This window comes from Microcoleus sp. FACHB-68, from assembly GCF_014695715.1.
In the GTDB taxonomy this organism is placed as follows: domain Bacteria; phylum Cyanobacteriota; class Cyanobacteriia; order Cyanobacteriales; family Oscillatoriaceae; genus FACHB-68.
Genome location: NZ_JACJOT010000006.1, coordinates 462,547 through 485,475, shown reverse-complemented (window position 1 = coordinate 485,475; position 22,929 = coordinate 462,547). Strand labels below are relative to the sequence as shown.

Here is a 22,929-nt window from a genome sequence, read left to right as displayed (position 1 = left end):
TTTTTCTTCGCTTTTTATAAGTTTTACTCTCTGCCTTTCCATGAGATAACTTTGAGACAGGGGGCTGGAATTTATTAGATAAAACTTCATCCTGGTAGGCTTCAAGCTTAGGAATTACAGCTTGCAAATATGTGTTCATGGTTTTGCCTAGTTTAGTTTTTTTGGAGCCATGATTGGCTTATGCAACCATCTTAGAAAGTTCAGCTCCAGGCAACATCCGTAGAAACTACTGCTAAACTAGGATTAAATTAGGAATAAATTAAATTAGTAGGGTTGCCGTAATGGAACCGCTCGATGAAGTGAGGGGGAACTTTCTAGCAGAGATAGCTGATGCTTACAAGTTACATGGGGAACCAAAGCATATCTTTTTCCAGCGGTTCGCTTATCAAAAAGATGGAAAGCACAAGGATGATAAAAACTTTGCGAAAGACTGCGGCATAGAAGCGACAACTCTAAGCAATCATATGCAGGAGATATATAAAGCCTTCGCAAAAAGTCCAGAAAAGCCTCATGGTTGCGATATCGATCTTAATAAGCGAGGGAGAGGCAAGTTTAATAAGTTGTATGGGTGGTTGTGGACTGAGCAGTTCCGTTTGTACACAGACGATAACGGTTTATGGAAACAGCAGTTGCCGGCATCGAAAATCCTGACGACTCTGAAGTCTTCCTTAGAAAGTGCAACGGCTATCAACTGGCAAGAAGTCTGCCGCGCCATGCTGGAGGAAGAGAAAAAGCAATGGCTGACGACACATTCGCTACGTGGTTGTGGTGATAGGCGGATTTTCGATATGTACGTCCCTCTCGGACTGGTTGAACGCCAAGCACAACCACCTAGACCGGCACCTCATACTTCACCAGAAAGCGGTTCGCAGTTATATCAAGAAAAAGTTACCCCGATTGAGCATAAAAAGTTTTTTGAGCAAGTCATCAAACAGGGACAAAGTCCTAAAAGTCAAGGCCGGCGGATAGCAAATATCGGCGAACCAGGCGCAGGAAAAACAACGCTGTTACAGATACTTGCTTTTAAGGTCTTAGAAAACGGTGGCTTGCCAATTTGGATTGATTTGGCAAACTTGGGGTGCAATGAAACTTTAGAAGATTATTTACTGAATAAGTGGCTTAGACAAGCATTGCGAATTATTCGGAAGTTTTCAGCAACAACCATACCCTCCCTTCGTCAAGTTCCAGAAAAGTTAAAGGATGATCTTGTCGAAGAATTCTACAAAGATCGGGTGTGGCTACTGCTGGATGGTGTGGATGAGATGGCAACAGAATTGGGGAACCCGTTGACGTTAATTTCGCAGCAACTCAGTGGTAGTTGGGTTGCCGAAGCGCGGGTCATACTGAGTTGCCGGCTTAATGTATGGGAGGCTGATAAAAATGCTTTAGGCAATTTTGATGTTTATCGCAATCTGGACTTTAGTTATCCAGATCAGGTGCAAGAGTTCATAAATAAATGGTTTGCCCAGGCATCAGACAAAGCTCAGGGGTTATGGCGCGAGTTAGAGCAATCAAGTGAACGCATCCGAGATTTAATCAAAAATCCATTACGGTTAACGCTGTTGTGTCGCACTTGGTATCTGCGTCAAGGCAAATTACCAGATACTAAAGCGGGACTGTATCAGCAACTTGTTAAAGCACACTACACATGGAAGGATGATCATCAAGAATTTGAGATTTCGCCAAAGGAACAAGAAGAACTGAATCAAAAATTAGGGGTATTGGCAAAAGCAGCAATTGCCGGCGAAGATTCCCGGTTTCGGTTACGAGAAAGTTTTGTCAAAGGTTTGTTAGGTGAACCTAATCAAGAGAGTTCCCTGTTTTGGTGGGCGCTAAAATTGGGATGGCTAAATCGTGTCGGGTTGGCAACAGCCGAAGAAAAAGATCCGGATGAGAAAGTTTACGCTTTTTTTCATCCCACATTTCAAGAATACTTCGCAGCCTGTGCGATTGATGATTGGCACTTTTTCCTAAATCACAACAACGAAAATCCCAACCCGTTTTTAAAACATAACGGCACAGATTGCGTGTACCGCATTTTTGAGGCCCAGTGGAAAGAAGTAATTTTGCTATGGCTAGGACGAGAGGGAAACGAAAACTTTAAAAGTCAAAAGAACGCATTTCTTCAAGCATTGGTAGAGTTTCAGGATGGATGCAATGAGTTCTTTTTTGGTGACTGCAAAGGATTTTATGACTATCGCGCATATTTTCTGGCGGCAGCGGGAATTGCAGAGTTTAAAGAGGCTAACTTGGCCTCAGAAATTATCCAGGAAATCCTTAAGTGGGGTTTTGGAACAGAGGTAAAGGAGGGGAGCTACTCTGATGAGATTTATAAGCAGTGTATTAAAAATGGAACCCGGCAAGGCTATGCTCCCGATAAAATTGGAAAACAAGCTAAGGCAATATTAAAAGAGACTGATCGTCGCATGGCAATTGATGGCCTTGTTGCACTAATCTGCACCACTCCCCTTGAGGTTATTCGTCGTGAAGTGGTTGAGAGTTTGGGAGACATTAGCCGAGGCAATTCAGAAGTGAAGGCAATGCTAATTGAGCTAATTAATCACAGTCCTGATAGCTTCACTCGTATGAAAGCTGCTGAGAACTTGGGGAAAATCGATCCAGGTAACGAGCAAGCAATCGCCACACTAATTCATTTGAAACATAACAGTGTTGATGATTTCACTCGTTTTGAAGCGCCTGTTAGCTTGGGAAAAATTGCTCCAGATCACTCCGAAGCAGCCAAGTTTGCTGAACCTACCTTGTTTTTAGAGTATGCAAAGTTGGGGCAATTCGATCTTAACGATCCCGAATTGATCGCGTTGCTAGTTGAAGAGATACGTGACAATTTTAATGAATTATATAATTTTGCTATATTGCTGAACAGCATCTTAGATGGGGATACTTTGATGCAAGGCCATCAAATGTTTTCAGAAATTAAACTAAAACCAAATGTGTATAAAGCTCTCCTACTAAAACTTGAAAATGTCTATAATCACAAATTAGGATTTAGGTGTTCGCAAGCTGTTCAGAACTTGGGGTATACAACCCCCGGAAACTCAGATGCAATTAAGGTACTTATTGACGTTATTAAAACCTCTGCTGATAAGTACATCCTTGTGGAAGCGCTTAGAAGTTTGGCGCGAATTGGCAAAAGCGACCCTAAAGTAATCGCGTTGCTAATTAAACTCATTCACAACTGTGAAGAAAAGTCTATTCGTCATCAAGCGGTTATCAACTTATGGCATACCGAAACGAGCCATGAAGACGCTATTTGGGCATTGATGGATGTGATGCGTGCCATTCCTCCGGATAATTTGAACCGTTATACAGCGGCTCAAAACTTGGGGCAAATCCTCCAAAGATACCCGTTGAGTTCAGCAGTGTCTGCTTTGAAAGACTACCTAATTACTCTGATCGTCCAACAAGATTTTGACTTCTACACAGTCTGTTACAATCATCCTCTTCTAGATTGCGCTCAAGTCATGCCTTATCCTGATTATTATCAGGCTTGGCACCGGCATCCCTCTATCCCTTCAGTAAATCAGTAAACTGCCGGCACCGGCAAGCGCTTGCAGATGTGTCTTCAGCCGTGAGTCAAACTCATCCTTTGACAACAGCAAGGTCAAAATTCTTACAGCCAGTGCTTAGGATAAGTCCTCTCTTCTGCAAGATTATTGAAAACCACAGCACAGAGTACCAAAATAATAGAACCTTGTAGTGCCGGTGTTAACAGAAATTCCCAATGAGCTTTTGTCATCATTACGACTAATGCAACTGCTCCTGCAGGCGGGTGTAGGGTCCCAGTCATCTGCATCACCCCAATAGTTGTTGCTACTGCCATTCCCATTGTCCAAGGTGACGAACCGAAAAGATGTAGAATAGTTAAACTAATGAAAGCGGCTACGAGATTGCCACCAATTACATTACGGGGTTGAGCTAAAGGACTGTCTGGTACACCAAAGATCAATACACTGGTCGCACCAAATGGAGCCATAAGCAGTGGAGAATTAGTTTCCATAGACAGGTAAGCCGTTGCTGCTATTGCTATGAAACTACCAAACCAACTCCAAAAAATATGTCTGTGGTGAGGTTTATCTATAGGGCACGTTAGAGGACATGAACTCCACGTTCCACTTATCTTAAATCTGTAATTATCCCATTTAAGTTGCAAGCTTTTATAATTCCACGTTTTACTTATCTTGAACCAGTAATTCTTCCCTTCAAGTTGAATTTTTTTATAACTTAATAGCCTTGGATAAGTGTGATTATTTTTCTTTTTTACGAAAGGTCCTTTCATAACTTCCACAATAGTAAATAAGCGGTGATCTTGTGAAAAATTTATTTGTACAATTTTACTCTAGCTCTCTTTAAGAACTCAAAATAAATAAATCCAATCTATCTCTAGCTTGTTAGCAAAATAAAGTGCCTCAAATTTGTTCATAGACTGAAAAGAGTAATGCAAACTCCACGAGATTTATGTCGGGTAAACAAAACATCTACTGCATTTCTCAACATTTTAATAACAAGATTTACATAGGCACATAGACACCTACCTAACTAGCTTGATAAAGCCAATGTCATGATTTCTTAATATTGTATCATTAAAATATTTTTAAAGTTTTTAAAAAAAGCGTAAGTTTTGTATAAAAACTTAGCACTCTTATAAAATTTGCTTATCAATTTTCTCTACTAATCCCTGAAATTGGAGTGGTTATAAGACATGACCACAGCAAATGAAGTGGGATAAAAGGAATTTATAGAGTGTATAAGTGAGCGGGGGTATCTTCTGAATATGCTCCCCAGCGAGCCATAATGCTAGCTAGTTATCTCTTTGTTGTGATAAACCAGTCTTTTGTAGCCGGTTTCATCGACCGAGACAGTGTGGCTCACGCGCACAATCTGCTCAAGCTCATTCGTGATAATTCTAGAGAGCGAATCGTTTATCAAGCTTCAGGAGAGAGAGCAGTTCTCATTCATCAACCACTAATGCTGGCTGTTTCAACCGCGTTAGCTCTCTAGGGCCATCTAGACGCTCAGACAAGACAAACATTTCTAGGGCTTGAGCAACTCTCCTTCAAAAAGAGAATTGCTAGGAAAAAACCGGCTCAGTAATTTCACCGACACAACGCCCCAACGCCGGCAGCCATCCGTACAATCACCCACACCAATTCATCTCAGCACTGCGTAAAATTTACCCAGAATGCTCACAGTGAGCGGTTTGCTTAAATTTCACCTATTAAGATTTGTGTTTAGCGGCTTCAATCAAACGCTTGATGTAAAAACCGCATCAGTGAAATGCATCGATTTCATATATCGAAATATTTTGTAACTCACTATACTAATTTTCCGGTTTCCAGCCTTTAACTTATCTACAACGCACTTTTGACAAGCGCCTGAAGGCTGATCATTCGCAATAAAGGAGCATGAGCGTCATTCACCCAAACCAAGACCCCGCATGGAATGCAACCTTGCAACCAATCAGCAAAAAGCTGACCGATAAACAAATACTGCGATTTGTAACGAAATATACAAATAAAGTTTTCCTATCCCAGATATAAGCGAAACAAAAAGCTTTTAAACGCTAGATAAACAGCAACTTAGCTGAAAAATTGCCTCCCTGTAAACACAAAATCAAGAGCGAAAAAACCCATGACAGTAGCAGAGACACCAACAGCAAGCCTCAACAAATTTGAAAAATTTAAAGCCGAAAAAGATGGGCTAGCAGTCAAAGGTGAACTCGATCATTTTGCCGAGATTGGCTGGGAAGCAATGGACGCAACCGACCGAGAACACCGGCTCAAATGGTTAGGGATCTTCTTCCGCCCCGTCACTCCCGGCAAATTCATGATGCGGATGCGGATTCCCAGTGGCATCCTCAACGCGGTTCAAATGCGCGTCCTCGCCGAGATCATCCAGCGCTATGGCGGCGAAGGCTACGCAGACATCACAACTCGGCAAAACCTGCAACTACGCGGCATCAGAATTGAAGATGTCCCCGATATATTCAATAAACTCAGATCCGCCGGCATCACCAGCATTCAATCCGGCATGGACAACGTTCGCAACATCACCGGCTCACCCGTTGCCGATCTCGACGCCGACGAATTAATAGACACCCGCGATCTTGTCCAAAAAGTTCAAGACATGATCACCAACTGCGGCGAAGGCAACCCAGAATTCAGCAACCTGCCGCGCAAATTCAACATCGCCATCGAAGGAGGACGCGATAACTCCGTCCACGCCGAAATCAACGATGTTGCCTTCGTCCCCGCCTATAACAACGGTCAACTCGGCTTTAACGTCGTTGTCGGTGGCTTCTTCTCCGCCAAGCGCTGCGAAGCCGCAATTCCCCTCAACGCCTGGGTTCCCGCCAACGACGACGTGGTTGATTTGTGCCGCGCCATCTTAATTGTCTTTCGGGATCAAGGGCCGCGATCCAACCGGCAGAAATCACGCCTGATGTGGCTGATCGATGAAATGGGCCTCGAACACTTCCGCGCAGCCGTAGAAAAGCAATTTGGGCGCGAACTGCCAACCGCTGCCCTCAAAGATGAAATCGACTGGGAAAAACGCGATCATCTCGGCATTTTTGCTCAAAAGCAACCAGGCTTAAACTTTGCCGGTCTGCACGTTCCCGTCGGGCGTTTGTTTGCGCCAGAAATGTTTGACATTGCCCGTGTTGCCGAAGTCTATGGCAATGGCGAAATTCGCCTCACCGTCGAACAAAATATCCTAATTCCTAATATTCCCGACTCTCGCTTAGAAGCCTTTTTAAGCGAACCCATCCTGCAAAAATTCTCCATCAATCCCGCACCTTTAACACGGGCGCTGGTTTCATGCACCGGCGCACAATTCTGCAACTTCGCGCTGATTGAAACCAAAAACCGCGCGATGGAAATGATTGCGGAACTGGAACAAGAAGTGTCCTTGAGCCGGCCTGTGCGGATTCACTGGACCGGCTGCCCCAACTCCTGCGGTCAACCGCAAGTTGCAGATATCGGACTCATGGGCACCAAAGCCCGCAAAAACGGCAAAGCCGTCGAAGGTGTCGATATCTACATGGGCGGCAAAGTGGGCAAAGACGCCCATCTCGGCACCTGCGTCACCAAAGGGGTTCCCTGCGAAGACCTCAAGCCGGTGTTGCGGCATCTACTCATCGAAAACTTCGGCGCACAGCTTAAAGGAGAAATCCTCGAAGCACCGGCAACACTGGCACAACCAAGCGACACTGCCCAAACAAACGGCACAAAAGCCACTAGCAACGGACATCACGCCCAGCCGGCAGTCCTCGTCTTGGCGAAATCTGGCAAAGAACTCGCCTGTGACAGTTCCGAATTGATTTTAGATGTCGCAGAACGAGAAGGCATCGAACTTCCCAGCAGTTGCCGGTCGGGAAGTTGCGGCACCTGCAAGCAAATTCTTTTAGAAGGAGAAGTGAAATATGACGCAAATCCCGAAGCCCTTGACGACAGTGAGCGCACTCAAGGCGTGATTTTAGCCTGTAGCGCTCACCCTGTTGGACGAGTCGTCATTGATGCTTAACTGCCGGCTCGCTTGACAAAAACCCTACACCATGCACTATCGGTAACTTTTTCATTAAGTTATTTTGTGCCGGCTATGGTGTTGAGCCTGACAAAGGCTGTGCGAAAACAAATGGTGCTTGCTGAAAACCACAACCAAAGAATTAACTAAAGACCGGGTAAATCAATGTCGAAACTTTCCAGACGCAAATTCATCTTCACTGCCGGCGCAGCAACAGCCGGCACCTTGCTCGTTCATGGATGCAGCACCGGCCCTACTAACACCAGCAAAACAAACGCCGCTTCTACCCCCACACCGGCAGCCAACGTTAACCCGGCTGATGCCCCGGAAATCACCACCGCCAAACTCGGTTTCATCGCCCTAACGGATGCCGCACCTTTGATCGTCGCCCAAGAAAAAGGCTTATTTGCCAAATACGGCATGACAGGGGTCGAAGTCGTCAAACAAGCATCTTGGCCCGTCACCCGCGACAACTTAGAACTCGGTTCAGCCGGCGGCGGCATTGATGGGGCGCACATCCTCAGCCCGATGCCTTACCTGCTTAGCTTAGGGCAAACCAAAAATAAACAGCCGCTGCCCATGTATCTCCTGGCACGGTTAAATACCAACGGTCAAGCGATTTCTATCGCCAACAGTTATAAAGATTTCAAAGTTGGCTTAGAAAGTAAAGGATTAAAAGATGCCTTTGCCCAAGCCAAATCCAGCGGGAAAGGCGACCTGAAAGCAGCCATTACCTATCCCGGTGGCACCCACGATCTCTGGATGCGCTACTGGTTAGCTGCCGGCGAAGTTATTCCAGAGCAAGATATTTCTGTCGTCCCCATCCCACCGCCTCAAATGGTGGCAAACATGAAAACCGGCAACATGGAAGCCTTCTGCGTGGGAGAACCGTGGAACGCCCAACTCGTGAACCAAGGAGCCGGTTATACCGCCTTAATCACCGGCGAACTTTGGAAAGATCACCCAGAAAAAGCCTTTGCCATGCGAGCAGATTGGGTCGATAAAAATCCCAAAGCAGCCAAAGCATTATTGATGGGAATTATGGAAGCCCAGCAATGGTGTGAAAAGGCAGAAAACAAAGAAGAAATGTGCCAGATTGTTTCTCAAGCGAAATGGTTCAAAGTGCCGGCAAAAGATATTATCGAACGCTCTAAAGGCAACGTGGATTATGGCGACGGTCGCCCAGTCGTTCAAGCTAGCCCCTTATTGATGAAATACTGGGCAGATAACGCTTCCTATCCCTATAAGAGCCACGATCTTTGGTTCCTCACAGAAAACATTCGCTGGGGTTATATTCCCGCCGATACAAAAACCAAAGAACTCGTTGACAAAGTTAACCGCGAAGATTTGTGGAAAGAAGCCGCCAAAGCCCTTGGTGTTGCCCAAGCAGAAATTCCTAGCAGCACATCTCGTGGCGTTGAAACCTTCTTTGACGGGGTTAAATTCGATCCCGAAAAACCCGAAGAATACTTAAGCAGCCTCAAAATCAAAAAAGCCTAGTCAAAGCCGGGGAAAAGGGAACTTCCCTAATCCCCAGATTCCAGCTTCCAATTCACCCAGCACAATCCAGGAAACGAAATGACCGCCAACATTAGCAGAAATGGACGCTTCACAACTTCGCAAAATCCCATTACTAAATATTTTGGAAAAAACTCTAAGAAAGTTCTTCGACCACTGGTTGCCCTCATCGTTATTCTGGTAATTTGGCAAATCGTTTGTCCTGCCGGCTCAAAAGGATTGCCAGGGCCGATGCAAGTAATTGCAGAAACTTGGAACCCGTATATTATTAACCCTTTCTTTGACAACGGCGGCACCGACAAAGGCTTAGCCTTGCAAATCTTCGCCTCCCTGCAGCGGGTAGCTATCGGATTCTCCTTGTCTGCCATCGTGGGAATTGCTTTAGGAATTTTAATCGGCGTTAATAAACTTCTCTATCAAGCCCTCGATCCGATTTTTCAAGTTTTGCGAACCATTCCGCCCTTAGCTTGGCTGCCGATTTCTCTTGCGGCTTTTCAACAAAGTAATCCTTCCGCTATTTTTGTCATATTTATTACCGCAATCTGGCCGATTATTATCAACACAACGGTCGGAGTCCAGCAATTACCTCAAGACTATCGAAATGTTTCCAGAGTCTTGCAATTATCCGGCCCGGAATACTTCTTTAACATTCTGTTTCCTGCTACAGTTCCCTACATCTTCACAGGCTTAAGAATCGGTATCGGCTTATCGTGGCTGGCAATTATCGCAGCAGAAATGCTAGTCGGGGGCGTAGGCATTGGCTTCTTTATCTGGGATGCCTACAACAACTCCTTACTCAGCCAAATTATCATCGCCCTAATTTACGTCGGAGTCGTCGGACTGCTACTGGATCGGTTCATCGCCTATATTGCCTCAATCGTCGTGCCGGCAGAACAAAAACAAGGTTAATTGAATGGGGGATTGGGCATGGGGCATTGGGGATTGGGCAAGGCTTCGCCAACCTAAAGGTATGGGCATTTATCCTTCTCTAGTCCCTAGCCCCCCTAGCCCCTAATCCCATGCCCCATGCCCCATGCCCCATGCCCATTCCCCATGCCCCATGCCCCATTCCCCATTCCCAAAAAATATTATGTCTGTATTTGTAGAAGTCGATCACATTGATAAAGCCTTTCCCCTGCCCGATGGAAGCAGCTACGTTGCCCTCAAAAATATTGAACTGAAAATAAAACAGGGAGAATTTATTTCCTTAATCGGCCACTCCGGCTGCGGAAAATCGACCCTGCTCAATATCGTTGCCGGCTTAGATCGGGCAAGCAAAGGCGGCGTCATCTTAGAAGGCAGAGAAGTCAAAGGGCCAGGGCCAGACCGCATGGTTGTCTTTCAGAATTACTCCCTGCTGCCTTGGCTGAGTGTGCGCGAAAACATCGCCCTGGCAGTCAATCGAGTATTCAAGGATAGCCCCAAAGGAGAACGCCGGGGCATTATCGAAAAGCATATCGACCTCGTAGGACTGCGACACGCTGCCGATAAGCGACCTGGTGAACTATCAGGCGGGATGAAACAGCGCGTCGCCATCGCCCGCGCTTTGGCGATTCGTCCCAAACTGCTGCTATTAGATGAACCCTTTGGTGCCTTGGATGCCTTGACGCGGGGAGGACTGCAAGAACGGTTGATGGAAATTTGTGAGGAAAGCCGAGTCACCTGCATCATGGTCACACATGATGTGGATGAAGCGTTGCTGCTGTCTGACCGGATCGTGATGCTCACCAATGGGCCAGAATCTCACATTGGCCAGATTTTAGACATTCCGATCCCCCGTCCCCGTCACCGCATGGAGGTTGTCAACCATCCGAATTACTACGCCTTGCGGAATGAAATTATCTACTTCCTGAACCAGCAGAAGCGCGATAAACGCCGCAAAGCCAAGCAACCGGCAGCCGTGGCAATTGCGCGGCATGGGTTAGAAAAAGTTAATTTAGACATCGGTTTTATTCCCCTAACAGATTGTGCGCCTTTGGTGGTGGCCAAAGAAAAAGGCTTCTTTAAAAAGCATGGTTTAGAAGACGTTAACCTCAGCCGCGAACCGAGTTGGAAAGCCATTAGCGAAGGAGTGGCGACGGGTCGCTTAGATGCTGCCCAGATGGTCGCTGCCATGCCCTTATCGATGACCTTGGGGTTGGGATTGACAAGGCCGGTGCCGATGGTTACTGCCCTCGTTCTCGCCCGCAACGGCAACGCAATTACCCTCAGTAAGCAGTTATATCAGCAAGGCGTTCGCACCCTTGCTGATCTTAAAGCGGCTGTTACCCAATCCGTTGACAAAGTTCATACATTAGGCATGGTGCATCCCGCCTCAATGCACAACCTGATGCTGCGTTACTGGCTGGCTGCCGGCGGCATCGATCCTGACCGAGACGTAAATCTCACGGTGATCCCGCCACCACAAATGGTTGCTAACCTGAAAGCCGGCAACATTGACGGTTATTGTGTGGGCGAACCCTGGAATTCTCGCGCTGTCTATGAAGATTTGGGCTTCGTCGTCGCCACTGACCTTGATATTTGGCCGGGACATCCAGAGAAAGTGTTGGGTATGCGTGAGGAGTGGGTCAATCAACACCCTCAAACTCATATCGCCCTCGTCAAAGCTTTGCTAGAAGCTTGCGAGTATTGCGACGACCGGCGCAACCGGGAAGAAATTTTAGGGTGGCTATGTCAGCCCCAATATGTCGGTTCCGCACCCGAATACACCCGCCCCGGTTTTATCGATCCCTACAACTTGGGTGCCGGCCAAAAACCGCAATCCTACCCCCGCTTCAACCAATTCCATATTGAACAAACCAACTGCCCTGGACGAGTTGAGGGGTTGTGGATTTTAACCCAGCTAGCGCGTTGGGGCATTACTCCGTTCCCCAAAAACTGGCTCGAAATCTTAGAACGAGTGCGCCGGGTCGATCTCTACGGTGAAGCCGCCCGTCAGTTGGGATGGCCCGATACCGAACCCGACCGGGAGTGCTTCCAACTGTTTGACAGTATGGTTTTCAACCCCGACGATCCCATCGGCTATCTCAACAAGCTGACTATCCGCCGCGAAATTCGCATCGAAGAAATCATCATTGATACCCCAACAACCGAAGCAGCCTAAGTCAGTGCTGAGCATTATTAAGTGCTGAGTCCTGAGTGCTGAGTGCTGAGTGGGAGAGGGGGTGAGTGGGAGAGAATACCCAAGACTTGCCCCATGCCCCATTCCCCTACCGTTCTTGTTGGCGAAGCCTTGACCCATTCCCAATGCCCCATTCCCCAATTCCCTGATTATGCAATCCCTATCTAGCTCCTCTTTAACTCAAACCTCACAACTGTCACCTCAAAGCTCAACCCGTGAGCCGTTTTTGGTTATTGAGAACGTCTCTAAAATTTACCCAACGCCGAAAGGGCCGTATTCAGTCGTGGAAGATGTCAACCTCACCGTTTATGAGGGTGAATTTGTCTGCCTGATCGGTCACTCTGGCTGTGGTAAATCAACCCTGCTGAATATGGTTGCCGGCTTCCTCAAGCCAAGTGAGGGAGAGGTGAAACTGCGGGGATCGCTGATCACCAAACCCGGCCCAGACAGGATGATGGTGTTTCAAAATTACTCGCTGCTGCCTTGGAAGACTGCGTTTGAGAATGTCGCCTTAGGCGTGAAATCGGCGTATCCTGACAAAAGCAAAGCTGAAAGAGCGGCTATTGTTGAGGAACACTTGGCGCTGGTTGGATTGACAGAATCGGCAAACAAGCGCCCTAGTCAGCTTTCGGGGGGGATGAAGCAGCGGGTGGCGATCGCACGGGCGTTGGCGATTCGGCCTCAAGTTTTGATTCTGGATGAACCGTTTGGGGCGTTAGATGCCATCACTAAGGAAGAGTTGCAAGAAGAACTGCTGCAAATTTGGCGCGAGTTTGGGGTAACGATCTTGATGATCACCCATGATATTGATGAGGCGCTGTTTTTGGCAGACCGGCTCGTGATGATGACCAATGGCCCAGCGGCGAATATTGGCGAAGTGTTAGAAATTCCCTTTGCTCGTCCGAGAAACCGGGCCAGCATCATGGAAGACCCGCGCTACTACGATTTGCGTAACCATGCTTTAGATTTCCTCTTCAATAGGTTTGCCCACAGCGAGGAAGAACCGGCAGCACAATCGCAGCCAGTCACCTCGAAACCAGCTTCAAAAGCTCTAGCACTCAAAGCTTCAGCCGCCTTGGGGCTGACGACGGTTGCGGCTGTGGCTGGGTTAAGTTTGATGCGCTCGCTTTCCACCTCAAGAAGTGCTCAGCAGATGCCGGCGACGCAACCCGTTGCAACGTCTCCAACTCCAGTTGCTACTCCCACACAGCCGGTTGTGAGCGCAACACCAGAGGTGAAGAATCTAGCCATTACAGATGCGGCTGAACTGGCAGATTTGAAGCAAAAGCTTTACGACCAAATTGACAAAAATTGGCAGCAGATTCCAACCTTTCAAGAAAATTTAGTTTACTCGGTTAAGGTTAAAAAAGATGGGGAGATTGTCAGCTACGAATCTGTCAATCAAGCTGCAAAGGACTATCTTCAAGAAACTCCTTTTCCAACTTTAGTCAAGTCTACAGAAAATAAAGCCGGTGGCACTCCCCAAGAACCGTTTGCTCAGTACAAAGTTGTGCTGAACCCGGCGGGAATGCTAGAGGTGAATGCTCAATAAACACTGGGCTGAGAGTTTTTGTAAGAAATTAGCCGGCTGAACAAGACTTTTAAAGAGGCGCTGATGAATTAACATCGAAATGTAAATTACCTGAATCGCAAAACCAATTAATTAAAAAAAAGACTTTGTAAATTAATAGATAAAGTCATAATTAATTGGATAAAGATTTCAAAAAGCCGAAACAATGAACATCGTAAAAGATAAGAAGGGAGTGTAATGTTAAAAGGATTATGGTCTTTTCAGGGACGCTATCGCATCTTGCACCTGACCTGGTTTGCGTTCTTCCTCACATTTGTTTGTTGGTTTAACTTCGCTCCTTTTGCCACCGTTATTGGCAAAGAGCTAAGTTTAAGCCCAGAGCAAATCAAGACAATCGCAATTTGCAATCTCGCCCTAACAATACCGGCACGGATCATCATTGGAATGCTCCTAGATCGCTTTGGGCCAAAGATCACATTCTCCACCCTACTAATTTTTGCGCTTGTTCCCTGTTTAGCCACCGCACTGTCTCAAGACTTTAACCAGTTGGTGTTAAGCCGGCTACTAATGGGCATTGTGGGCGCGGGATTTGTGGTGGGCATCCGCATGGTGTCTGAATGGTTCCCCCCCAAAGAAATTGGCATTGCTGAGGGCATCTATGGCGGCTGGGGCAACTTTGGCGCATTTGGGGCGGAGTTTGCCCTCCCTTCAGTTGCATTAGCGGCGGGCTTTCTCGGCGCGGGATCGTCAAACTGGCGCTTGGCAATTGCCCTCACCGGCATCATTTCTGCCATCTACGGCGTAATTTATTACAAAAATGTCCAAGACACACCTGCCGGTGTAACTTACAGAAAACCCAAGCGCAACGGTGGGTTGGAAGTAACCAGCGCCAAAAGTTTCTACGCCATGATCGCCATGAACTTTGGGTTGATTTTCGCCCTCGGTTTACTGGCATGGCGTTTGGCGCAACCGGCTATCGCCTTCCTCAGCACAAGCCAAATGTACGTGATCTGGTTTTTGCTGGCAGGTTTGTATGCGTTCCAAACCTACAAATCCTGGCAGGTAAACCGCGAAACGGTTGCCGGTCAAAAAATCTACCCTCCAGCCGAACGCTATGAATTTCGTCAAGTTGCCCTGTTAGAGTTGTGCTATATCACGAGCTTTGGTTCTGAACTCGCTGCGGTTTCCATGCTGCCTGCTTTCTTCGAGCACACATTTTCCCTAGAACACGTCGTAGCCGGCATGATTGCAGCCAGCTACCCATTTTTAAACCTGGTGTCTCGTCCCAGTGGCGGCTTGATCTCCGATAAATTTGGCAGCCGCAAATGGACGATGACCATCGTCAGCGCCGGCATTGGGTTAAGCTATCTGCTGGCACGCAGTATCAACCAAAGCTGGCCGATTCCCCTGGCGATTGCGGTAACAATGTTGTCTGCCTACTTCGCCCAAGCCGGCTGCGGTGCCACCTACGGCATTGTGCCCTTGATTAAAAAAGAAGCCACCGGCCAAATTTCTGGAAATGTCGGCGCATACGGAAACTTCGGCGGTGTGGTTTATCTGACGATTTTCAGCTTGACGGACGCCCCGACTTTGTTCACGACAATGGGTGTGTCTGCCCTGATCTGCGCCAGCCTGTGCGGCTTCTTCCTGAAAGAACCGAAAGGCTCGTTTGCGGCACACTATGAGGAAGGACAAGCCTCCCAACAGTCGGTAGAGGCAGCCGATCCAATGTCCTTTGTCATAGACAACCGCAACGAATAGTCAATGGAAAAGCAATCGCATTTGCTGAACAATAAATCGAAAGATACACAGATTCGTGCCGGCAAATGCGATCCCTGATACAGAAGTGAGACAGGTCAAGCGTGAAAGATAAACTATAAATTGCAAACAAGTGCCAGGTGTCAGGAGAAACCTCTTCCTGAAACCTGAACACTATTTTTCTTTACCCCAAACCTTTTGTTTCACTTCGCACCAAGCATCGATTGTTTATTAACTCAGTCGAAAGAATTATGACTGAATCAACTAAAACCCTCTGTCCTTATTGTGGTGTTGGCTGTGGCTTAGAAGTTTCGCCGCCAGCAGTGGCCGGTAAGCCGACGCATCGAGACAGTAAAGGCAATCCCACATGGAAAGTCCAGGGGGATCGATCTCACCCGTCCAGTCAGGGAATGGTCTGTGTTAAGGGTGCGACAATTGCCGAATCTTTAGGAAAAGACCGGCTGAAGTATCCCATGATGCGCGACTCCCTTGATCAACCCTTTCAGCGCGTCAGTTGGGATGAAGCCCTCAACGCTATCGCCAATCGCATCCAAACCCTTCGCTTCACTCAAGGGCCAGAATCCATCTGTATGTACGGTTCCGGCCAGTTTCAAACCGAGGACTACTACATCGCCCAAAAACTGCTGAAAGGCTGTTTGGGCACCAATAATTTTGATGCCAACTCCCGCCTGTGTATGTCCAGTGCGGTTTCTGGCTATATTCAAAGCTTTGGCTCCGATGGCCCACCTTGCTGCTACGAAGATTTAGACGAGACAGACTGTGCCTTTTTAATTGGCACCAACACTGCAGAGTGTCACCCAATTATCTTTAACCGGCTGCGGAAACACCACAAAAAGAACCCCAACGTGAAAATGATTGTGGTCGATCCCCGCCGCACCACGACCGCAGAAGCCGCAGATTTACACCTCGCCATTCAACCGGGAACCGATATCGATTTAATGAATGGCATGGCCCATTTATTAATGCGCTGGGGTTATATCGATAGCGCCTTTATTGACGAATGCACGGCGAACTTCCCAGATTATGCAGAGGTAATCGCCCAATATCCCCCGGAAATGGTCGCCAGACGCTGTGGCATCCGCATGGATGAGCTAGAAACAGCAGCGCGTTACTGGGGCGAGTCCCAGCGCGTTTTGTCTTTATGGTCGATGGGGGTCAACCAGTCCTCGGAAGGAACCGCCAAGGTGCGAACCATCATCAATTTGCATCTGATGACCGCTCAAATTGGCAAACCGGGAGCTGGGCCATTTTCCCTCACCGGCCAGCCAAATGCAATGGGCGGACGGGAAGCCGGCGGACTTTGCCACATCTTACCGGGTTATCGTTTAGTAAAAAATCCTCAACACCGAGCTGAGCTTGAACAATTGTGGGGACTGCCTGCCGGCCAAATTGCGGCGGAACGAGGTCTTACTGCTTGGGAAATGATCACCGGCTTGGAAACGGGTGAGGTCGGCTTCTTGTGGGTTGCCGCCACTAATCCAGCCGTGAGTATGCCAGATTTGGAGCGCACCAAGGCGGCGCTGCTTCGCTCTCCCTTCACGGTTTATCAGGACGCTTACTATCCCACTGAAACCGCCGAATACGCTCACGTCTTGTTGCCGGCAGCCCAGTGGAGCGAGAAAACCGGCACCATGACCAACTCTGAGCGAGTCGTTACCTTGTGTCCCGCATTTCGTGAACCCCCCGGTTCGGCTCGGCCTGACTGGGAAATTTTTGCAGAAGTAGGCCGCCGGTTAGGCTTCACGAAACAGTTTAGTTTTGCAAATTCCGCTGAAGTTCATGCTGAGTTCGTTAAGGTAACAAAAAGTCGTCCTTGTGATATGTCTGGCTTAAATTACAGCCGGCTACAGGCAGAAGGCCCAATTCAGTGGCCCTGCCCGGAAGAAGCGGGGGAGAATGGTGGTTTGTCCACTTTGCCGCGTTCCCAGAAAGCTTCAGCGAAACGTCTTTACACCGATTTCCGGTTTAATACGCCGGATAGACGGGCGCGATTTGGGGCTTTTCATTCCAAAGGACTGGCGGAACCCCCCGATCCCGACTATCCGTTTGTCTTAACAACCGGCCGGCTTTATGGACATTGGCACACCCTGACGCGCACGGGGCGGATTGAAAAGACGGGAGCAATGCACCCCAACCCGTTTATCGAAATTCATCCCCGTGATGCCCAAAAACTCGGCATTCAGGAAAACGTTTGTGTGGAAGTGCGATCCCGCCGTGGCTTTGCTCGTTTCCCAGCAAAAATTACCAAAGCCATTGCCCCCGGCACCTTATTTGTGCCGATGCACTGGGGTTTCTTGTGGGCAGATAATGCAGAGGCAAACGCCCTTACCCATCCCGAATCTTGTCCCGACTCTCTGCAACCGGAATTAAAAGCCTGTGCGGTGCAGTTAGTGCCGATTTCTGCTGAGCCTGTTTGCTCTGAGCCGGCACACCAATCTGTTTTACCCAGTCGATCTGCATCTCTTTCTGTGTGAAAGTAGGTTGGGTCGAGCGATAGCGACACCCAACACTTACAAAAATTATTTTATATAAAAAATCAACTGAATACTTCTTCAGATAGATTTGCCGGTTTAAACGCCTTGTTTGTAACAGACAATACGAAGTTCGTTTATCTACCTGAGTAATCTAACAAAAAAGCATAGCCGTAGGTTGGGGAGAGCGATAGCAACACCCAACACCTACACGCATTTAAGATGTTGGGTTAAAAACTCAAGCGACAAGCCAATTCGGTTGGGTAAAGCGATAGCGACACCCAACATTTACAAGAATTTAAGACGTTGGGTAGAAAAACCCAACCGACATCATGTAGCAATCATTTTTCAAATTGGTATCAGGCGCAGTCAATACCAAGATGATTGCCCATGCAACTAAGGAAGGAGGGTAAATCCATGCCAGAAGTCGAGAATTCTCCAGCAGTTATCAATAAATTTGAAAACATGACAAGCGCAACCGCGCCGGCTAAAAATGTTAACAAATTTGAAAGATTTAAAGCTGAAAAAGATGGTTTAGCACTCAAAGACGAGCTAGACTATTTTGCAAAGATTGGGTGGGAAGCAATTGATGAAATTGATCGGGACGCCCGATTAAAATGGTTAGGTTTGTTTTATCGCACCGTCACACCGGGTAAATTCATGATGCGGATGCGAACCGCCAATGGTATATTACCCAGCAGTCACATGAGAGTGTACGCTGAAGTGGTGCAACGCTACGGCGATGAAGGCAACGCTGACATCACCACGCGACAAAATATGCAACTTCGGGGAATTCGGATTGAAGATGTTCCCGATATTTTTCGCCGGTTTCACCAGTACGGAATGACAAGTATTCAAACCGGCATGGATAATGTACGGAATGTAACAGGTTCCCCTCTTGCTGGACTTGAAGCCGATGAATTAATTGATACGCGAGGCTTGTGCCGTGCGGTTCAAGATATGATCACCGGCATGGGAAAAGGCAATCCGCAATTTACAAATTTACCCCGGAAATTTAATATTGCAATTGCCGGCTGTCGGGATAATTCTGTTCATGCGGAAACCAATGATCTTGCCTTTATTCCCGCTTATAAAGAAGAGGGAGAGCATCAAATTGGCTTTAATATTATTGTGGGCGGGATGTTTTCTCCGAAGCGGTATATTGAAGCAATTCCCCTCAATGCTTGGGTTCCTCCTGAAGATGTGGTTGACGTTTGTGAAGCCGTTTTACTCGTATTTCGTAACCACGGATTAAGGGCAAATCGGCAAAAATCGCGGCTGATGTATCTCATTGATGAATGGGGAGTTGAAAAGTTTCGCGAAGAAGTCGAAAAACAACTCGGTCATTCCCTAGAACCGGCAGCGAAAAAAGATGAAGTAAATTGGGATAAACGCGATCATATTGGCGTTTTAAAACAAAAACAACCCGGACTAAATTATGTAGGGTTGCACGTTCCCATCGGGCGCTTATATGCCGAGGAAATGTTTGAAATTGCCCGGATTGCTGATGTCTATGGCAGTGGGGAAATTCGCCTAACCGTTGAGCAAAATTTACTGATTCCGAATATTCCCGATTCGCGTATGGAAGCGTTCTTAAAAGAACCTGTCCTGCAAGAGCGTTTTACCATCAATCCAGATAACGTTTCGCGCTGGTTAGTTTCTTGCACCGGCAGTCAATTTTGCGGCTTTGCCCTGATAGAAACTAAAAATCGCGCTTTAGCCATGATCAAAGCATTGGAAGCAGAATTAACCCTGCCCAAACCCGTGCGAATTCACTGGACAGGTTGCCCGAATTCCTGCGGACAACCGCAAGTTGCGGACATTGGTTTAATGGGGACAAAAGGACGCAAAAACGGTAAAGTTGTGGAAGCGACAGACATTTGGATGGGCGGAAAAGTTGGGAAAGACGCCCATTTAGGTGAACGGATCATGCAAGGAATTCCTTGTGAAGATTTGATGCCGGTGTTGCGAAATTTGCTGATAGAAAACTTTGGCGCACAACCCAGGCAATCAGAATATTACAAACCGCCGATTGCAATGGCAGAAATAGAAGGGGAAAACAGTGATGAGTGAATCAATTAAAACTCTCTGCCCCTACTGCGGTGTTGGTTGCGGTTTAGAAGTTTCGCCGCCGGCGCAAGCGAACAAACCCACAAATCGGGATGCTCAAGGAAATCCGCTTTGGAAAGTACAAGGAGATCGCAACCATCCTTCCAGTCAAGGCATGGTTTGTGTTAAAGGTGCAACCATTGCCGAATCTTTAGGAAAAGACCGGCTGCTTCACCCAATGGTGCGAGACTCCCTTGATCAACCCTTCCAACGTGTAAGTTGGGATGAAGCCTTTGATCGGATTGTCAATCGCATCCAAAAGATTCGCAGCAAGCGAGGCGCAGATGCCATCTGTTTTTATGGTTCTGGGCAACTGCAAACGGAGGATTATTACACCGCGCAAAAACTCTTAAAAGGCTGTATTGGCACCAATAACTTTGATGCCAACTCCCGCCTGTGTATGTCGAGTGCGGTAGCGGCTTACATCCAAAGTTTTGGCTACGATGGCCCGCCCTGCTGCTACGACGATTTGGAACTAACCGATTGTGCGTTTTTAATTGGCACCAATACCGCAGAATGTCATCCCATTATCTTCAACCGGCTACGAAAACATCACAAAAAAAATAAGAATGTCAAATTAATTGTCGTCGATCCTCGCCGCACTACGACAGCAGAAGCCGCAGATTTACATTTAGCCATTCACCCTGGTACTGATATCGATTTAATGAATGGCATCGCCCATTTATTAATGCGTTGGGGTTACATCGACACCACATTTATTGACGAATGCACCAGCGGTTTTCCCGACTATGCAGAAGTCATTCGCCACTATCCCCCGGAACTGGTTGCCAGAAAATGTGGCATCCGCATGGATGATCTGGAAACGGCAGCCCGTTACTGGGGCGAATCTGGGCGCGTTTTGTCTTTATGGTCGATGGGGGTAAATCAGTCGAGTGAGGGAACGGCTAAAGCCCGCACGATTATTAATTTGCACCTGATGACCGCTCAAATTGGCAAACCTGGGGCAGGGCCATTTTCCCTCACCGGCCAGCCAAATGCAATGGGCGGACGGGAAGCCGGCGGGCTTTCTCTCCTGCTTCCGGGATACCGTTTTGTCACCAATCCCCAACACCGGCAGGAAGTTGAGCAGTTTTGGAATCTACCACCGGGGCAAATTGCGCCGAAACCGGGCCGTTCTGCGTGGGATATCATCACCGGCTTAGAAGATAGGGAAGTGGAATTTCTCTGGGTTGTGGCAACCAACCCCTTGGTGAGTATGCCCGATTTAGAGCGCACGAAAGCAGCGATGAGCCGGTCACCGTTCACCGTCTATTCTGAGGCTTACTACCCCACGGAAACCGCTGCTTATGCCCACGTTTTGCTGCCGGCAGCCCAGTGGAGCGAAAAAAGCGGCACGATGACCAATTCTGAACGCGTCGTTACCCTATGTCCGGCATTTCGCACCCCACCGGGAGAAGCGAAAGCAGACTGGGAAGTGTTTGCAGAAGTTGGCCGCCGGTTGGGCTTTTCTCAGCAGTTTGCCTTCAAAAATGCCGCAGAAGTTTATGCAGAATACGTGCAGTTAACACGCAATCGTCCCTGCGATCAAACCGGCATCAGTCACAGCCGGTTGAAAACAGAAGGCCCAATGCAATGGCCATGCCCGAAAGAAGAGAGGGAGAATTTGGGTTTCACCTCATTGCATCGTTCCCCGGCGGCTTCATCTAAGCGGCTTTACACCGATTTACGCTTCCACACCCCTGATGGACGGGCGCGATTTGGGGCTTATCATTCCAAAGGATTGGCGGAACCCCCCGATCCCGACTATCCTTTTGTCTTGACAAATGGCCGGCTTTACGGCCACTGGCACACCCTGACGCGCACAGGGCGAATTGAAAAGACGGCAGCAATGCACCCCAACCCGTTTCTTGAAATTCATCCCCGTGATGCTCAAAAACTTGGCATTCAGGAGAATGATTGGGTTGAGGTGCGATCACGTCGCGGAAAAGCTCGTTTCCCGGCAAAAATCACAAAAGCAATTACTGCCGGCACTTTATTTGTACCGATACACTGGGGTTTTTTATGGGCAGAGGATGCTGAAGCAAACGCCCTTACCCATCCAGTCTTTTGCCCGCAGTCGAAACAACCGGAATTAAAAGCTTGTGCGGTGCAGTTAGTGCCGGTTGGCGCACAGACTGCCGGTGTTGAGGTTGAAGTGCAACCGGGTGTGCTCTCTCCAGTTGCCTCTTTATAAAATGAATCGTCAAAAAGGCAAATTGAATCTTGCTTTAATATTATGTCGGTGAGCTGATCCAGAATAACACCCGGCTGCTTCCTAGCCGGGTTTTTCGCAGTCAAAAAAATGAAAGAATGAAGGATAATAAATAATGAAAATCGGGAATTCGTTATTCGCAATTCAATGACTGAGTTTTTTCAATTTGAAGAAGATTTTGTAGAGTCCCTGCGCTGCATCCCCATGCAGGTACGTCTCAAGTTAGATACCTGTGGAGTCAAGTTGAAACTTCCTCACTGGCACAAGTTTAACCAGGAAGAACGTCAAGCGCTAGTAGATCGTCCTTGCACAACACCGGCAGACATTCAAACTTACCGAGATTGGCTGCACGATTTGGTTGTGAAAAGCACCGGCACACCAGCATCTGATTTGCCGGTTGAGGAAAATCCGGCTTGGATGGATGAAAAAACAGTGCCGGCAAGTGTTCAGGAAAAGGCAGAAGAATGTGGCGTGAATTTACTGCCGGCGCAATGGGCTTCCCTGACTCCGTTGCGGCGATTTGCCTTAATCAAACTCAGCCGTTCAGGACATGAAAATAATAACTTCTTGCCGGCACTTAAGGAATTTAACTTAATTTAAAATACTGCCGCAAAAAAGTAATTGTATCATCCGTGAAGGTTTTGAG

General features: G+C 47.7%; 15 protein-coding genes and 1 pseudogene. 13 read left to right on the top strand and 3 right to left on the bottom strand.

Features of this window, described 5'->3' with window-relative positions:
• The first annotated feature begins 281 nt into the window (after positions 1-281).
• A complete protein-coding gene (locus H6F73_RS06585; protein WP_190757979.1) occupies positions 282-3,548 on the top strand; it encodes a HEAT repeat domain-containing protein in 3,267 nt (1,088 codons plus the stop codon).
• Between the two features lie 83 nt (positions 3,549-3,631).
• Here the strand turns inward: H6F73_RS06585 and H6F73_RS06580 are convergent, their stop codons facing one another.
• Positions 3,632-4,297, bottom strand: coding sequence for an HPP family protein (locus H6F73_RS06580; protein WP_190757978.1), 666 nt, complete (start codon positions 4,295-4,297; stop codon positions 3,632-3,634).
• 762 nt (positions 4,298-5,059) lie between these two features.
• Between H6F73_RS06580 and H6F73_RS26905 the strand changes: the two genes are divergently transcribed.
• From H6F73_RS26905 to ntrB, 5 genes and pseudogenes are all read left to right on the top strand, one after another.
• On the top strand, positions 5,060-5,188 hold the full coding sequence (locus tag H6F73_RS26905) for a hypothetical protein (RefSeq protein ID WP_277882585.1): 129 nt from the start codon (positions 5,060-5,062) through the stop codon (positions 5,186-5,188).
• Between the two features lie 461 nt (positions 5,189-5,649).
• A pseudogene (locus tag H6F73_RS06575) lies at positions 5,650-7,182 on the top strand (ferredoxin--nitrite reductase); the annotation flags it as partial.
• Between the two features lie 111 nt (positions 7,183-7,293).
• The gene (locus tag H6F73_RS27210; protein WP_347239500.1) at positions 7,294-7,542 is read left to right on the top strand and encodes a 2Fe-2S iron-sulfur cluster-binding protein; all 249 of its coding nucleotides are present in this window, start codon (positions 7,294-7,296) and stop codon (positions 7,540-7,542) included.
• A gap of 165 nt (positions 7,543-7,707) precedes the next feature.
• Entirely contained in the window at positions 7,708-9,042 is a 1,335-nt protein-coding gene (locus tag H6F73_RS06570; protein WP_190757976.1) for a CmpA/NrtA family ABC transporter substrate-binding protein, read from the top strand.
• Positions 9,043-9,120: 78 nt separating this feature from the next.
• The gene (gene ntrB, locus H6F73_RS06565; RefSeq protein WP_190757975.1) at positions 9,121-9,969 is read left to right on the top strand and encodes a nitrate ABC transporter permease; all 849 of its coding nucleotides are present in this window, start codon (positions 9,121-9,123) and stop codon (positions 9,967-9,969) included.
• A gap of 79 nt (positions 9,970-10,048) precedes the next feature.
• Here ntrB and H6F73_RS26900 read toward each other — a convergent pair whose 3' ends face one another.
• A complete protein-coding gene (locus tag H6F73_RS26900; RefSeq protein WP_277882584.1) occupies positions 10,049-10,177 on the bottom strand; it encodes a hypothetical protein in 129 nt (42 codons plus the stop codon).
• Between H6F73_RS26900 and H6F73_RS06555 the strand changes: the two genes are divergently transcribed.
• Positions 10,151-12,163 carry a nitrate ABC transporter ATP-binding protein gene (locus H6F73_RS06555; protein WP_190757974.1) on the top strand — a complete coding sequence of 671 codons (2,013 nt, stop codon included), beginning with the start codon at positions 10,151-10,153 and terminating at the stop codon, positions 12,161-12,163. The genes H6F73_RS26900 and H6F73_RS06555 overlap by 27 nt on opposite strands.
• Before the next feature lie 17 nt (positions 12,164-12,180).
• Here the strand turns inward: H6F73_RS06555 and H6F73_RS26895 are convergent, their stop codons facing one another.
• Positions 12,181-12,315: a hypothetical protein gene (locus tag H6F73_RS26895; RefSeq protein ID WP_277882583.1), complete on the bottom strand. Its 135-nt coding sequence runs from the start codon at positions 12,313-12,315 to the stop codon at positions 12,181-12,183.
• Positions 12,316-12,332: 17 nt separating this feature from the next.
• Here H6F73_RS26895 and H6F73_RS06550 point away from each other — a divergent pair, with 17 nt between their 5' ends.
• The 6 genes from H6F73_RS06550 to H6F73_RS06525 all read left to right on the top strand — a co-directional run bounded on the left by H6F73_RS06550 (position 12,333) and on the right by H6F73_RS06525 (position 22,883).
• On the top strand, positions 12,333-13,733 hold the full coding sequence (locus tag H6F73_RS06550) for a nitrate ABC transporter ATP-binding protein (protein WP_190757973.1): 1,401 nt from the start codon (positions 12,333-12,335) through the stop codon (positions 13,731-13,733).
• 216 nt (positions 13,734-13,949) lie between these two features.
• Complete coding sequence (locus H6F73_RS06545) at positions 13,950-15,473, top strand: NarK family nitrate/nitrite MFS transporter (protein ID WP_190757972.1); 1,524 nt, start codon at positions 13,950-13,952, stop codon at positions 15,471-15,473.
• A 248-nt stretch (positions 15,474-15,721) separates the two neighbouring features.
• Positions 15,722-17,965: a nitrate reductase gene (locus tag H6F73_RS06540; protein ID WP_190757971.1), complete on the top strand. Its 2,244-nt coding sequence runs from the start codon at positions 15,722-15,724 to the stop codon at positions 17,963-17,965.
• Between the two features lie 462 nt (positions 17,966-18,427).
• A complete protein-coding gene (locus H6F73_RS06535) occupies positions 18,428-20,035 on the top strand; it encodes a ferredoxin--nitrite reductase (protein ID WP_190758342.1) in 1,608 nt (535 codons plus the stop codon).
• Positions 20,028-22,265 carry a nitrate reductase gene (locus tag H6F73_RS06530; RefSeq protein ID WP_190757970.1) on the top strand — a complete coding sequence of 746 codons (2,238 nt, stop codon included), beginning with the start codon at positions 20,028-20,030 and terminating at the stop codon, positions 22,263-22,265. The genes H6F73_RS06535 and H6F73_RS06530 overlap by 8 nt, the downstream gene beginning before the upstream one ends.
• Positions 22,266-22,430: 165 nt before the next feature.
• Complete coding sequence (locus H6F73_RS06525; protein WP_190757969.1) at positions 22,431-22,883, top strand: nitrate reductase associated protein; 453 nt, start codon at positions 22,431-22,433, stop codon at positions 22,881-22,883.
• Positions 22,884-22,929 lie beyond the last annotated feature (46 nt).

Coding starts and splice junctions, on each gene's coding strand:
- H6F73_RS06585 (WP_190757979.1), top strand. CDS start 282: ATGGAACCGCTCGATGAAGTGAGGGGGAACTTTCTAGCAGAGATAGCT.
- H6F73_RS06580 (WP_190757978.1), bottom strand. CDS start 4,297: ATGAAAGGACCTTTCGTAAAAAAGAAAAATAATCACACTTATCCAAGG.
- H6F73_RS06570 (WP_190757976.1), top strand. CDS start 7,708: ATGTCGAAACTTTCCAGACGCAAATTCATCTTCACTGCCGGCGCAGCA.
- ntrB (WP_190757975.1), top strand. CDS start 9,121: ATGACCGCCAACATTAGCAGAAATGGACGCTTCACAACTTCGCAAAAT.
- H6F73_RS06555 (WP_190757974.1), top strand. CDS start 10,151: ATGTCTGTATTTGTAGAAGTCGATCACATTGATAAAGCCTTTCCCCTG.
- H6F73_RS26895 (WP_277882583.1), bottom strand. CDS start 12,315: ATGGGGCATTGGGAATGGGTCAAGGCTTCGCCAACAAGAACGGTAGGG.
- H6F73_RS06550 (WP_190757973.1), top strand. CDS start 12,333: ATGCAATCCCTATCTAGCTCCTCTTTAACTCAAACCTCACAACTGTCA.
- H6F73_RS06545 (WP_190757972.1), top strand. CDS start 13,950: ATGTTAAAAGGATTATGGTCTTTTCAGGGACGCTATCGCATCTTGCAC.
- H6F73_RS06540 (WP_190757971.1), top strand. CDS start 15,722: ATGACTGAATCAACTAAAACCCTCTGTCCTTATTGTGGTGTTGGCTGT.
- H6F73_RS06535 (WP_190758342.1), top strand. CDS start 18,428: ATGACAAGCGCAACCGCGCCGGCTAAAAATGTTAACAAATTTGAAAGA.
- H6F73_RS06530 (WP_190757970.1), top strand. CDS start 20,028: ATGAGTGAATCAATTAAAACTCTCTGCCCCTACTGCGGTGTTGGTTGC.
- H6F73_RS06525 (WP_190757969.1), top strand. CDS start 22,431: ATGACTGAGTTTTTTCAATTTGAAGAAGATTTTGTAGAGTCCCTGCGC.